The sequence below is a fragment of the Pseudomonas sp. NPDC089554 genome (assembly GCF_050280645.1).
In the GTDB taxonomy this organism is placed as follows: Bacteria; Pseudomonadota; Gammaproteobacteria; order Pseudomonadales; family Pseudomonadaceae; genus Aquipseudomonas.
In genome coordinates this window covers 1-12,326 of sequence record NZ_JBNNVR010000124.1, presented here as the reverse complement: position 1 = coordinate 12,326, position 12,326 = coordinate 1, and the positions used below count along the sequence as shown (strand labels likewise).

At 62.5% G+C, this 12,326-nt stretch carries 13 protein-coding genes; 4 read left to right on the top strand and 9 right to left on the bottom strand.

Going from position 1 to position 12,326, the window contains the following annotated elements:
• The 3 genes from ACQKPE_RS24225 to ACQKPE_RS24215 all read left to right on the top strand — a co-directional run.
• A partial coding sequence (locus ACQKPE_RS24225; protein ID WP_427669204.1) for a hypothetical protein occupies window positions 1-202 on the top strand: 202 nt, incomplete at its 5' end.
• A 58-nt stretch (window positions 203-260) separates the two neighbouring features.
• Window positions 261-1,148: a threonine/homoserine exporter RhtA gene (rhtA, locus tag ACQKPE_RS24220; RefSeq protein ID WP_427669203.1), complete on the top strand. Its 888-nt coding sequence runs from the start codon at window positions 261-263 to the stop codon at window positions 1,146-1,148.
• Between the two features lie 187 nt (window positions 1,149-1,335).
• Complete coding sequence (locus ACQKPE_RS24215; protein ID WP_427669202.1) at window positions 1,336-1,617, top strand: hypothetical protein; 282 nt, start codon at window positions 1,336-1,338, stop codon at window positions 1,615-1,617.
• 53 nt (window positions 1,618-1,670) lie between these two features.
• Here the strand turns inward: ACQKPE_RS24215 and ACQKPE_RS24210 are convergent, their stop codons facing one another.
• From ACQKPE_RS24210 to ACQKPE_RS24170, 9 genes are all read right to left on the bottom strand, one after another.
• Window positions 1,671-3,479, bottom strand: a complete 1,809-nt coding sequence (locus ACQKPE_RS24210) for an aminopeptidase P family protein (RefSeq protein WP_427669201.1) — start codon at window positions 3,477-3,479, stop codon at window positions 1,671-1,673.
• Window positions 3,480-3,563: 84 nt separating this feature from the next.
• Window positions 3,564-4,499 (bottom strand): catechol 1,2-dioxygenase, encoded by a 936-nt coding sequence (gene catA, locus ACQKPE_RS24205; protein WP_427669200.1) that lies wholly within the window; start codon window positions 4,497-4,499, stop codon window positions 3,564-3,566.
• 46 nt (window positions 4,500-4,545) lie between these two features.
• Window positions 4,546-5,394, bottom strand: a complete 849-nt coding sequence (locus tag ACQKPE_RS24200; RefSeq protein WP_427669205.1) for a SphA family protein — start codon at window positions 5,392-5,394, stop codon at window positions 4,546-4,548.
• 147 nt (window positions 5,395-5,541) lie between these two features.
• Window positions 5,542-6,603: an NADH:ubiquinone reductase (Na(+)-transporting) subunit F gene (locus ACQKPE_RS24195; protein WP_427669199.1), complete on the bottom strand. Its 1,062-nt coding sequence runs from the start codon at window positions 6,601-6,603 to the stop codon at window positions 5,542-5,544.
• Window positions 6,604-6,613: 10 nt separating this feature from the next.
• The gene (locus ACQKPE_RS24190; RefSeq protein WP_427669198.1) at window positions 6,614-6,973 is read right to left on the bottom strand and encodes a phenol hydroxylase subunit P4; all 360 of its coding nucleotides are present in this window, start codon (window positions 6,971-6,973) and stop codon (window positions 6,614-6,616) included.
• A gap of 43 nt (window positions 6,974-7,016) precedes the next feature.
• Entirely contained in the window at window positions 7,017-8,534 is a 1,518-nt protein-coding gene (locus tag ACQKPE_RS24185; protein ID WP_427669197.1) for an aromatic/alkene/methane monooxygenase hydroxylase/oxygenase subunit alpha, read from the bottom strand.
• A 51-nt stretch (window positions 8,535-8,585) separates the two neighbouring features.
• On the bottom strand, window positions 8,586-8,858 hold the full coding sequence (locus ACQKPE_RS24180) for an MmoB/DmpM family protein (RefSeq protein ID WP_427669196.1): 273 nt from the start codon (window positions 8,856-8,858) through the stop codon (window positions 8,586-8,588).
• The gene (locus tag ACQKPE_RS24175) at window positions 8,855-9,850 is read right to left on the bottom strand and encodes an aromatic/alkene monooxygenase hydroxylase subunit beta (protein ID WP_427669195.1); all 996 of its coding nucleotides are present in this window, start codon (window positions 9,848-9,850) and stop codon (window positions 8,855-8,857) included. The genes ACQKPE_RS24180 and ACQKPE_RS24175 overlap by 4 nt, the downstream gene beginning before the upstream one ends.
• A gap of 39 nt (window positions 9,851-9,889) precedes the next feature.
• Window positions 9,890-10,135 (bottom strand): phenol hydroxylase subunit, encoded by a 246-nt coding sequence (locus ACQKPE_RS24170; protein ID WP_427669194.1) that lies wholly within the window; start codon window positions 10,133-10,135, stop codon window positions 9,890-9,892.
• Window positions 10,136-10,512: 377 nt separating this feature from the next.
• On the opposite strand from ACQKPE_RS24170, the gene ACQKPE_RS24165 reads away from it, so the two are divergent.
• A complete protein-coding gene (locus tag ACQKPE_RS24165) occupies window positions 10,513-12,201 on the top strand; it encodes a sigma 54-interacting transcriptional regulator (protein WP_427669193.1) in 1,689 nt (562 codons plus the stop codon).
• The last annotated feature ends 125 nt before the right edge of the window (window positions 12,202-12,326 follow it).

The following is a 12,326-nucleotide window of genomic DNA, read 5'->3' as shown; positions in this document are numbered from 1 at the left end:
CAACCTGCTGTCAACTGCCTTTTTCACCGCTATCGACACACAGATCGAAGCCCTTCCGATACTGCCTGAAGCATTCAACTCGTTGATATTCAAGGGGTTTTACGCTTCGACTACGTCGGAAGTGGGGCGCATTATAAGGGCCACAGAAACGCCGTCAAGCCTTTGTTTCGAAAATATTGCAAGTTGCAAGCAAACCGCTTAATTGCGCAATATAGTGCGCAAAGCTTCTCCTTCCCTCCCACCAGGACCGCCGCCTCTAAATGAACACCCAGCCCCGCAGCCTGGCCGCCACGCTCTTCCCCATTGGTCTGCTGCTGATCGCCATGGCCTCGATCCAGTCGGGCGCCTCGCTAGCCAAGAGCATGTTCCCCCTCGTCGGCGCCCAGGGCACGACCACCCTGCGCCTGGTATTCGCCAGCGTCATCATGCTGCTCTTGCTGCGCCCGTGGCGTGCCCGCCTGAACAGCAGCACCCTGCGCAGCGTGATCATCTATGGCATGGCCTTGGGCGGTATGAACTTCCTCTTCTATATGTCGCTGCGTACCGTTCCACTGGGTATCGCCGTCGCCTTGGAGTTCACAGGCCCCCTGGCAGTGGCGATCCTCGCATCGCGCAGGGTAATCGACTTTCTCTGGATCGCACTGGCCATCGCCGGGTTGCTGCTGCTCATTCCCGTCGGCCAGACCGGCCAGTCGCTTGACTTGGTGGGCGCGGGCTATGCCTTGGGCGCTGGCGTGTGTTGGGCACTCTATATCCTCTACGGCCAACGGGCAGGTGCAGAAAACGGCATCCAGACCGCAGCCCTCGGCGTAGTCATCGCCGCCTTGTTCGTCGCACCCATCGGCATCGTCCACGCCGGCAGCGCGCTGCTCAACCCGGCGCTGATCCCACTGGCGCTGGGCGTTGCCATTCTCTCCACCGCCCTGCCCTACAGCCTCGAAATGGTCGCCCTGACCCGCATGCCTGCACGCACGTTCGGTACCTTGATGAGCATCGAGCCGGTTTTCGGCGCTCTGTCAGGCCTTCTATTCCTTGGCGAAGTGCTGAGCCTGACGCAATGGCTCGCAATCCTGGCCATCATCACTGCATCGGTCGGTGCCACGTTGTCGATGAGAAAGGAAGCCAACCCACCGGTTGCCGCTGATTGACTTGAGAAATACTTGCATTTACAGAAAAGGTAACCTTGTACCTGCCAGCCAAGCCACTTAAGCTGTCACAAAACCATCATCTTCAAGCGGTCTACTGAACCGACATGGACGCCGGAGAGTTCAAGGAAGAACGAAGTGACTACACTGGGGGCGGCCCTGCATTGCCACCCTCTCATTAAGGACAGGAATGAAACGTATTTTTCTCATCCTGGCCATCTTGGCCATAGCTGGGTGTGCCGCAACGACCAAGACCGAGGTCAAGCGCGGCAAGAAGGGCCTACACATCAACTGTTCAGGCCTCTCCTCCTCGTGGGACAAGTGCTATGACATGGCCGCCACCTCTTGTGGCAGAAAAGGCTACAAGGTGGTCGCCCGTTCCGGGGACAGTGAAGAAGAAGCTGGCGACTACATCTTCGGTATCAACCCCGCCGGCTATACCAGCCGCAGCATGATCGTCATCTGCAAGTGAATGAAAAAGGGCAGCTTCGCGCTGCCCTTTTTCATTGCCGTGTCACGCTCTAATCAAAGCGCCACCGTACGCTGCTCCAGCCAAGCCAAGGCCTCACCCTTGAGCAACGGTGACAACCGCTCGCGCACGGTCCGGTGGTAATCATTGAGCCAGGTGGTTTCCTCTGCACTGAGCCGCTCTGGCAACAGGCAGCGGGTATCGATCGGGCATAGCGTCAAGGTTTCGAAATTCAGGAAATCGCCGAAAGCGCTTTTGCCCAACTCACGGTTGACCACCAGGTTCTCGATGCGCACCCCCCACTCGCCTGGGCGATAGGTGCCCGGCTCGATAGAGCTGATCATGCCCGCCTGCATCGCAGTCTGCGGGGTGGTCGCGGCCTGGTAGGCGATGACCTGCGGCCCTTCGTGCACGTTCATGAAATAGCCCACGCCGTGGCCGGTGCCATGCCCGTAGTCGACCTGCTCGGCCCAGATCGGCGCCCGCGCAATGGCGTCGAGCAATGGCGAGAGGATGCCGCGCGGGAATGCCGCTCGCGACAACGCGATCATGCCCTTGAGCACGCGGGTGCAATCCTGTTTCTGCTCAAGCGTCGGCGTGCCGATCGGCACCATGCGAGTGATGTCGGTGGTCCCGCCCAGGTACTGGCCGCCGGAATCGATCAGCAACAGGCCATCGCCCTCGATCAGCGCATGGGATTGCTCGGTGGCGCGGTAATGCGGCATGGCGCCGTTGCCGTTGAACGCCGCGATGGTCGAGAAGCTCAGCGAGACGAAATCCGGGCGGCGGGCCCGGGCGGCGCTCAATTGCTCATCGATGGTCAGCTCGCTGATGGGCTCCTGACCAAGGTTGGCCTCCAGCCAGGCGAAGAACTCACAGAGGGCTGCGCCGTCCTGCTCCATGACCTGGCGAATATGTACCAAGTCCTCCTCGTCCTTGCGCGACTTGCTCAGGGTCGTAGGGTTGAGGCCTTCAACCCACTGCACCTTGTCATCGAGGTGGTCCAACAGGCCGCAGGTGACACGCGCTGGATCGATCAGCAAACGTGCGCCGGCAGCGATGCTCGCCAGTGCAGCGCCAACATCGGTGTAGTCGCGCACCTCGATACCGTCGACGGCCAGCACCTCACGCAGGTGGGCATCGAGCTTGTCACGCCCAACGAACAACAAGGCCTCACTCTGACTGACCAACGCGAAGGAAACGAACACCGGGTTGTAGGAAACATCGCTGCCACGCAGGTTGAACAACCAGGCGATGTCATCCAGGGTCGCGATGAAGTGCCAGTCGGCGCCCTTCTCGCGCATCGTCTGGCGCAGCCCGGCGAGCTTCTCCGCGCGATTCACCGTGGCATAGGGAGGAAGGTGCTGGTAGACCGGATTGCTCGGCAGCGCCGGGCGGTCCTGCCAAACCTGGCCAAGCAGGTCAATGTCGGTGCGCAAGCTCACGCCACGCGGCTGCAGGCGCTCACTGAGCTGACGCGCCGAAGCAGCTGCCATCACCGCGCCATCGACCGCGACCACGCCGCCCGCGCGAACGTGCTCGCCCAACCATTCCAGCGCGCCAGGCTGGCCCGGGATCAGCTTCATCAGCTCGACACCACTGCCGGCCAACTCTTTATCGGCTTGTTCCCAATACCGGCTGTCGGCCCACAGCCCCGCGAAGTCGGCCGCTACCACCAAGGTACCGACCGACCCCTGGAACCCGGACAACCATTGGCGCCCCTGCCAAAAACCTGGCAGGTACTCCGACAGGTGCGGGTCCGCCGAGGGCACCAGCAAGGCATCCACGCCTTCCCTGGCCATGGCCTCGCGCACGCGCGCCAGACGCGCCGGCACGGTTTCCAGAATGGGGGACTGACTGTTCATTCGCACTCCTGCGTTGAAATCTTCGGCTGTTCCAAAGCGCGGATAATGGAACAGCCCGCAGGCGCCAGCAATCCCCCAAGGTGATTACCCTTCCAGAGCCCGAGCGCGCGAACGCCGAGCCTGGTCTGCTGCCTCAACCGATTGCTGCAAGGTGAAATCGAAGGCGATTTCCGCGAAACGCCCCGCCACACCGTGCTGCGCCGCGCGCTCGCGGTCGTCGCTGAAGGTGATGCTGGCGATCAGCTCGTCACGCGTGGCATAGGCGAAGTCATCGTGCAGGTAGGGGTCGCCGTCCAGGTTGATCTGGGTGGTCAGGTGGCGATGGCCTGGTGCGCAAATGAAGAAATGGATGTGCGCGGGGCGCTGGCCGTGACGCCCAAGGTCGTCGAGCAATTGCTGGGTTGGGCCATCCGGTGGGCAGCCATAGCCGGACGGCACGATGCTGCGAAAGCGGTATCGCCCGGTGGCATCGGTAAGAATGCGCCGACGCAGGTTGAAGTCCGACTGGCTGGGGTCGAAGTACGAGTAAGTTCCCTGGGTGTTGGCATGCCAAACGTCTACCAAGGCGCCGGCCAATGGCTGGCCATCGGCACCTCGTACATACCCGTGCATGAACAACGGCACACCGGCGTCCTGGCCATCGTCCAGGCGCGCCTCGCTGCCGCCTTCAACCAAGGGCGCCCCCGCCACGTACAGCGGGCCTTCGATAGTGCGCGGCGTACCGCCGTTCAAGCCGGCCGCAGCATCCTGGGCATCGAGCAACAGATCCAGGTAATGCTCCAGGCCAAGCCCGGCGACCAGCAGGCCAGCCTCCTGGCGTGCGCCCAGCGCATTGAAGTAGTTGACGCCCTGCCAGAACTCCTCAGGCGTCACGTTCAGCTCCTCGATGATGTTCACCGCCTCGCGCAGGATGCGGTGCACCACGGCCTTCAACCTGGGGTTGCCACCCTCGGCGTCCAGGCCACTGGCATTGGCCAGCAGCGCCTGGGCCGCTGAAGTGTGCGAAATGCTAACGCTCATGAATCAATCCTCATCGTTGTTGTTATTCGAGTGCAAAAGCGTGGGGTCAGAATGGAATGGTCAGTTTCATCCAATAGGCATCGCCCTCGGCGCGGTTACGCACCTCGGTTTCGCGCTGCCACTTGGCGGTCAGGAACCAGCCGTCGCGGCTGGTGTATTTCAACGAAGGGCCGATGGCGAATGCCCTGCCTTTGTTGTCCTCGATGCGTTCGCCGTTCTGGCGATCGTCGGTGGTCTGGTACAACGCATAGCCGCCCACCCCGACCACCCAGCCATTGCCCAGGCCCCAGCCGACGGCGTAGTCCACGTGCAGTTCCTGGCCCGAGCGGTAGTCGGTGGCGCGGTTGCGCAGGTTGAAGTCGTACATGGTCTTGGCATCGATGTTCAGGCCATTGGGGTCGATGTACGACAGCGCATATACCGGCTCGATGACCCAGTAGTTGCGCCCGGGGTTGGCCAGGTCGCCACGGTCGTAGGCGCCGGTGGGTGCGATGAAGTCCAGCGCCAGGATGCTGTGCAGTTTCTCGCTGTGATGAAAGCCCAGGGCCGGGCCGAAGATCATGTCGCCGAGCCCGCGCTTGTGCTGGGACTGGCCGTTGACCCCCACCTTCAAGTCGACGAGCGGCAAGATGGCGTGGAAGGCCAGGCTCGCGCCGAACACCTGTTGCTCGGTCACCCAGATCAGCCGTGGGGCAATCACGTTGGCGCGCACCTGGAAATCCACCGGCACCTTGTCGCCGCGGTTGTCGCGCAGGGTGTCGGCCTCGTAATGGTTGACGAATATCTGCGAGTACAACCCCGGCGGCGGCATGGCCCCGGACATGTAGTTCTCCGACCCCATGGGGTAGGACGAACCCCCGCCTTCGCTGGCCTCGACCGGGGCGCCGAGCGCCATCAGCAGGCCGACCGCGACAATACCGGTGCGGCTGGCGCACGCCATTTCATTCACTGACTTCATGGGCATTTCCCTTTTTGTTGTTCTTATGGGTAGCCGCGTCCCGCCCCCATGACGGAGCCTGGCGCGGTGCTTGATTCCAGGTTGCTAAATGCGTTTGAACAGCGCCGAGCGCGTGCCTTGTGCCGAGCCGTCGGCGGCTCTGTAGAAGCGCTCCATGAAGATGTCGCGCTCGAACAGCCGCCCCTGCATCAAGCAGGTGATGGCCGAGTCGATCATCACCGGCGGGCCGCACAGGTAGGCCTTGTGGCTGGCGAAGCGCCCCTCGAAATGCGCCTTGGCCGCGTCGTGCACATAGCCTTTGAAGCCACGCCACTGCGTGTCGTCATCGGCCTGGCTCAACGCCGGCACGTAGGTGAAGTTGCTGTGTTCGCGCGCCAGCCCTTCGAACAACGCCTGGTTGTACAGCTCGGCCCGGTTGCGCGCGCCCTGGAACAGCACGATCTGCCGCGCATCTTTCGCTTCCAGCAAGTCGAGGATCATCGACTGCGGGCTCGACAGGCCCGAGCCACCGGCAACGAAGATCAAATCGCCCGGTTGCGAGGCGCGCACGAAGAACTGCCCGTATGGGCCGGACAACCCCACCGCATCACCGACCTTCATCCGTTCGTGCACCCAGGTGGTGGCCGCGCCCCCTTCGACCCGGCGAATGTGCAGCTCGACCTCGTCGGCCTTGCTCGGCGGGTTGGCCAGGGAGAACGCGCGGGTGCCTTCGATGCCCGGCAGTTGCAGGTTGATGTACTGGCCGGCCTGAAAGGCCATGGGCCGGTCCAGCTTCAGGTGCACGCCCTTGATGGTCGGCGACAGGTCGACCAGTGCGGTCACCACTGCCTCGAAGTCCTCCACGGTATGGCCGAGGAAATCCGGGTCGGCATCGACGTCGGCCTCGATCACCAGGTCGCTCTGGGGTATCGCGCAGCAGGCCAGCACCTTGCCTTCGTCACGCTCCATGTCCATCAGCGCGAACGACGAAGCCGCGCCGATATCGACCTCGCCTTCGAGCACCTGCACCTTGCAGGTGGCGCAGGTGCCATGGCCGCAGGCGAATGGCAGCCACACGCCTTGGCGCAGGGCGGCCTGGAGGATGGTCTGGCCCTCCTGCACCTCGATCTGCTCACCGGTGGGTTCGATGGTTACTTGGTAGCTCATGACCGCGCCCTCAGTTGCCGGTGCCGGCGATGCCGGTCAGGCCGGGGGTGTCGAGGTGCAGCAGGCTCTTGTGATCGATGCCGTTGTGCACCAGGCTCGCCAGGTTGTCGGGGTTGAAAGGCTGGTCGTTCAAGCGCCAGCTGGCCTTGGTGAAGTCCACCGCCGCCGCATCCGGGTGCCGGGCAATCGCCGGGCGCACCACGTGCTCGAGGAAGTCGCCGAACAGCATGCTCGGCGGCAGCGGGAAGGTGAATGGGGCGCAGAACAGCAGGTGTTTTTCCCAGCACAGGTACACCAGTTGCGCACCGTTGAACTTGTCCTGGCTGTCCAGGGGCGTGGCGCTGTAGGCGCCGATAGCAGTCACGGGCATGGTCGTGTTTCCTTGTTCTTGTCAGGGTGTTGGAAGCGGGCGCTCAACCGGTCTTGCGCACGTTCGGGTGCCAGTCCTGCCAGCGGCGATGCTCGGTGGAGCCCAGGTACTCGAAGTTGTCCTGGCCCGGCGCGATGTTGTAGTAGTCGCGCACGATCGCCTCGACGTCGGCGCCGCCGCAGTTGCCCTGGAGGATCTGGTGCACCGGCAGCCAAGCCTGGATGTACTTGGTCGGCTCGTACTCGAAGATGTCGCAGCAGCCCTGGGAGCAGAAGTGGTAGCGCTCGCCTTCGTGCAGCGCGCTGCGGTGGCTCAGGGTGGTGGCGTCGTCGGGCTCGGTGAACGCCAGCGGGATCTGGCAGATCTGGCAGAGCATCGGCAGGGTCGGGTTGTAGAAGCGCTCGCCGTTTTCCTGCTGCGTGCGCCAGTGCTCGAAGCGCGGGCGGTAGATTTTGTCGAAGGTGTCGGGGTACTTCTGCGACAACCAGTCCAGCTCCTCGTCCGAAGGCATCCAGGTGTGGAAGTTGGTGGCCTGTGTGTACTGGTAGAAGATCGACCAGGCCTGGTGGCTGACGTGGTCCTTGCCGATGTTGGCTTCCTCGACATGCTTGGGCGGACGAATGCCATAGCGTTCGAGGTCCTTGAACAGCGCGCCGCCGGCGTCCTCGAAGTACACCTTCCAGGCCTCGGCCCAGGACATCACTTTGTTCGGCAGCATGTAGTCCATCATCATCCCGACCAGGCTCAGCAGGCGGAAGCCACGCCAGAACCACTTGTCGATCCAGCGCTGGATGATCGGTACGTTGTCTTCATGCTGCTCGAGCAGGAACTTGATTACCTCCAGGCCCAGGGTCATGTGCCGGGCCTCATCGGACTGCGCCGAGAAGCCGAAGGTGACGGTGGCCATGTCGCCGTTGTACGCCGCGCCGGACATGAATGGCACGAACAGCAGGTTGGTCAGCACGTACTCGAACGAGAACGAGATCGCCGTGAGGAATTCGAACGGGCCAGCGGTGCGGGCATCCTCGAAGAACGACTTGGGCACCGACAGGAACCACACCCGGTCGTGCATATGAGCGAAATCGTGCAGGCCGTTGAAGTGCTTGTTGTAGTGGCTCATGGCGTGGATCTGGGTCTGCACATGGCGCAACTCGTCGATCGCCTGCATCTGGCAGGCCACCCGCGCGCCGGCGCCGCTGAACTGCCGACCGACCCGGGCAAAGCCCTGGTAAGCCTGGTACTCCAGTGGCGTCACGCCAGACAGGAACAGCTTCAGGGCATTGACGTAGCGGGCATCGGAAAGCCCGGTATGGCCGTTGTTCTGCGAGAACGCATCGAAGATCGCGTACAGCTTCTTCTCTTTCTCGGCCTGGTATTTCCAGTAGGTGTCCATGGTCAGGCGGAACGGGTCTTCCCACTTGTCCCAGTCGGTGATCTTGATGCCTTCGAAACGTTCATGGGGGTAGATGTCTTCGTGACGCTGGTAGCTGGGCTCCCAGTCCAGGTCACGGGTCAGGCAACGGTACTTGTCCTTGGCGTTGAGGCGCTTGTTCACGGCCATGAGGGTTCTCCACGAATTCTTGTTGTGTGGTTGCGGATGTCGGGGACGCTTTCAGCTGTTCCAATGCAGAGAGAAACGGTCGTCCTCTTCCTCGACGTTGCCGCCCAGGGTGATCACGTACATCAGCATTTCCTGGATGTCCCAGGGCTGGCCGGTGATCTGCTCCACCGTCTCGCGGTGGATGTCCAGGCGGTTGGCGGCCTCGATGCGGATCATCGACGGCTGCTGCTGCACCTGGGCGTGGGGGTTGTCCTGCTCGATGGCCGCAACGATGGCCTGGGCGTAGTCGTTGGCTTGCAGGTTGAGGTAGACGAGCGAGGTCATGCCGCACCTCCTGCCAGGCCGAGTTTCTTCAGGCGCGCGCCAAAGGCGGCGTCCACCTCGGCCAGCGGGTTGCCGCCCGGCACCTTCGCCGCCAGCGGCGCCAGCGCCTCGAGCGCACGCGCGCGCCACTGCTCGACCCACCCTTGCACCAGGGCGCGGTTGCCTTCGCTTTCGCCCACCACGGTCTTGACCAACGCATCTACCCAGCGCTGCGACTCGGCGAACCACAGGCGCATGAACTCGGTGAGCATGCCCACCTGGCCGGCGCCGCGGGCCATAAGTTGCTCATCGAGGCGCTGGAACAGCAGCGGGTACACCAGGCCATCGCTGACCAGGTTCTGCGCCAGAGTCAGCTCGAACCAATCACGCACCACCAGGGTGTCCTCGACATAGCGGCGCATGCCCTGCCAGTCGGGCTCGTCTAGCCACTGCTGCTTGGCCTTGGCCAACAACAGCACGTCGCCACCATCGAGCATCAGGCCGATGCGCGACAGGTACTGGGCGATGCCCAGGCGGTCCATGGCGTGGAACATGTGCATCTGGGTGACGCTGGTGCCGAATCCATCGGCGGCGATGTTGCTGTTGTTCATGTTCGCGCCCAGCTCGGCGTGACGCAGGGGCAGCAGCAAGGTGGTAATCAGCTCGACGTCACTGGGTGCTAGGCTTGCGAGCATCTCGCGCTTCTCGCAGAAGGCGTAGTCGTGCTCGGCGTTCTCCTGCATCTTGGCGCGCGCCTGCACATAAGCGCCGTAGTAGTACTGGCGCGGGTCGCTGACGCTGTACCAGTCGGCCATCTGCACGGCGGTGCGGGTGGCATCGTTGAGCAGTTTGTCCGGCTGCCACAGCGGCCGGTAGTGGAAGTTGGTGGCCGCCTCGATGTCGAAGCTGGCCTCCTGGTAGCGGCTGGCAACCTTGTCACCGAAGCGCCTGCGGGTGTGGCTGAAGGTGTTGCGCAGCGTCTCGACGGTGGCCGTCTTGATCTCGATACTCATGACGCAAGTTCCTGTCGTTGTTGTTATGGAGGCCTGGCTTCAACCGGCGTCGCCGAAACGCCACTTGCGGGCATCGGCGTCGATGGCCGCACACATCTGCGCGTCCATGTGGCGAACCTGTTGTTGCCGGCAAAACTGCTGGAACGCCTCGGCTGGCAGCACCAGTTCTACGTAAAGTTCCGGGTAACCGATGGCGAAATCGAACTCGACATAAGGCGCTTCGGGCTCGCTGCGGATGCGGATATACCGAGGCATCTGTTCAAGGGTATTAGCGTGAGAAGACATGCCGGGCGTCTCTTTTAATTGTTGTGCGAGAAGAAAATAGCAACAACAATGCCAGGCAATAAAAAGACATGAAAATAAATGAAAAACCATTAAATATTAGCGAGTTGCAAAAACACAAAAACAACTATCGACAACTTAAAAGCTCAGCAAGCCCCACCAAATTAACCATTTGATAAACGCAAAAAGTCCTGTTTCACCAAATGGTAAACCGCGCATTAATTACGTCGACATGCAAAAATAGCCATCCAGTTTCTTGCATATTCAAAGTGCCGAAGTTGCATTACCATTCCTTTAGGCGCGCCCTGCCCAGACCCGCGCGCCGCCGTGGCCTGACGGCGTGTTCCCCCACCTACAAGAATTCATAGGGGTGTGTTTGCATGACGACGAAGTACCGCACCGCCGAGCACTCTGCCCTGCTCAAGGACCTGACCGACCGCATCCATTTCCTCGGCAGCGAAGGCAAGATCTGGCTGGACGAGCAGCGCATGCTGCTGATGCAGGCCTCCGCCATGGGTTCATTCCGCCGTGAGCTGATCGAGATGGTCGGCGAGGAACGCGCCAAGGGTTTCTTCCTGCGCCTGGGCTACCAGTCGGGCCTGAAGGATGCCCAGCTGGCACGCAAGCTGCGCCCCACCAGCAGCGACCTCGACATGTTCCTGATCGGCCCGCAGTTGCACTCGCTCAAAGGCATGGTCAACGTGCGCCCGATCAGCATGAACATCGATATCGAGGCCGGCACCTTCTACGCCGACATCGAATGGCTCGACTCCTTCGAAGTGGAAAACCACCAGGCCGAGCAGCTGCACAGCAACCAGGCGGTGTGCTGGACCCTGCTGGGCTACGCCATCAGCTATTCGTCGTTCTTCGTCGGGCGGCAGATCCTCTACAAGGAAGTCAGCTGCCGTGGCTGCGGCGACAAGACCTGCCGGATCATCGGCAAGCCGATCGAGGAATGGGAAGACGGCGACGCCTTCATGCGCTACTTCCAGAGCGATTCGATCCTCGACGAGCTGCACACCTTGCAACTGCAAGTGGAGAACATGAACCAGCGCCTGCAGCAACGCGCCGGGCAGTTCTATGGCATCGGCCGCTCGGCCACCTACCGCAAGACCTGCGAGCTGATCGACAAGGTCGCCGCCGGCAAGGCTTCGGTGTTGCTGCTGGGGGAAACCGGGGTCGGCAAGGAGGTGATTGCCCGCAGCCTGCACCTGCGCAGCGAGCGTGCCGGCGGCCCATTCGTGGCCTTGAACTGCGCAGCCATCACCCCCGAGCTGATCGAGGCCGAGCTGTTCGGCGTTGAAAAAGGCGCCTATACCGGCGCCCAGCAGTCACGCATGGGCCGCTTCGAACGCGCCCATGGCGGCACCCTGTTTCTCGACGAAATCATCGAACTCAGCCCCAGGGCCCAGGCCAGCCTGCTGCGGGTATTGCAGGAAGGCGAGCTGGAGCGGGTGGGCGACAGCCAGACCCGCAGCGTCGATGTGCGGGTGATCGGCGCCACCCACGAAGACCTTGCCGAGGCGGTCAGGCAGGGGCGTTTTCGCGCCGACCTGTACTACCGCCTGAACGTCTACCCGGTGAGCATCCCGGCACTGCGCGAACGCCGCGAAGACATCCCGCTGCTGATCGAGCACTTCCTGGAAAAACTCCATGGCGCCTACCAGAAGAAGACCCTGGGCCTGTCGGACCGCGCCCTGGAAACCTGCCTGCGCTACGACTGGCCGGGCAATATCCGCGAGTTGGAGAACCTGATAGAGCGCGGCGTGATCATCACCGACAGCAACCAGAGCATTTCCGTCGAGGCCTTGTTTCCGCACCAGTGCGAGGAATCCCACAGCATCGGCATCAGCCGCGACGGCAACCTGGTTACCCAGGTGCTGCAAGCCCCGCACACCTGGGTGGAACAGTTGCTCGACCTGGGCATCAGCCTGGATGACATGGAGGAACAACTGCTGCGCGGCGCCATGGCCCGCGCCGGGCAGAATGTCTCGGAGGCGGCGCGCCTGCTGGGCATGACCCGCCCAGCCATGGCCTATCGTCTGAAGAAACTGCCGGATGAGGCCTGAGTGCCGGACGCACGAGCCTCTGCCCGCGAACCAGTCGCCGCGGTGGATGGCACCGGCTGCGCCGGTGTTCGCGGGCAAGCCCGCTCCTACAGGGTTTGCGCCGTACCTGTAGGAGCGGGCTTGCC

What these genes read in the sequence shown, in the direction of transcription:
- ACQKPE_RS24200 (WP_427669205.1), bottom strand. Translation starts at nt 5,394, where the DNA reads ATGGCGCTCGGCGCCCCGGTCGAGGCCAGCGAAGGCGGGGGTTCGTCC.
- rhtA (WP_427669203.1), top strand. Translation starts at nt 261, where the DNA reads ATGAACACCCAGCCCCGCAGCCTGGCCGCCACGCTCTTCCCCATTGGT.
- ACQKPE_RS24215 (WP_427669202.1), top strand. Translation starts at nt 1,336, where the DNA reads ATGAAACGTATTTTTCTCATCCTGGCCATCTTGGCCATAGCTGGGTGT.
- catA (WP_427669200.1), bottom strand. Translation starts at nt 4,499, where the DNA reads ATGAGCGTTAGCATTTCGCACACTTCAGCGGCCCAGGCGCTGCTGGCC.
- ACQKPE_RS24210 (WP_427669201.1), bottom strand. Translation starts at nt 3,479, where the DNA reads ATGAACAGTCAGTCCCCCATTCTGGAAACCGTGCCGGCGCGTCTGGCG.
- ACQKPE_RS24190 (WP_427669198.1), bottom strand. Translation starts at nt 6,973, where the DNA reads ATGCCCGTGACTGCTATCGGCGCCTACAGCGCCACGCCCCTGGACAGC.
- ACQKPE_RS24180 (WP_427669196.1), bottom strand. Translation starts at nt 8,858, where the DNA reads ATGACCTCGCTCGTCTACCTCAACCTGCAAGCCAACGACTACGCCCAG.
- ACQKPE_RS24195 (WP_427669199.1), bottom strand. Translation starts at nt 6,603, where the DNA reads ATGAGCTACCAAGTAACCATCGAACCCACCGGTGAGCAGATCGAGGTG.
- ACQKPE_RS24165 (WP_427669193.1), top strand. Translation starts at nt 10,513, where the DNA reads ATGACGACGAAGTACCGCACCGCCGAGCACTCTGCCCTGCTCAAGGAC.
- ACQKPE_RS24185 (WP_427669197.1), bottom strand. Translation starts at nt 8,534, where the DNA reads ATGGCCGTGAACAAGCGCCTCAACGCCAAGGACAAGTACCGTTGCCTG.
- ACQKPE_RS24170 (WP_427669194.1), bottom strand. Translation starts at nt 10,135, where the DNA reads ATGTCTTCTCACGCTAATACCCTTGAACAGATGCCTCGGTATATCCGC.
- ACQKPE_RS24175 (WP_427669195.1), bottom strand. Translation starts at nt 9,850, where the DNA reads ATGAGTATCGAGATCAAGACGGCCACCGTCGAGACGCTGCGCAACACC.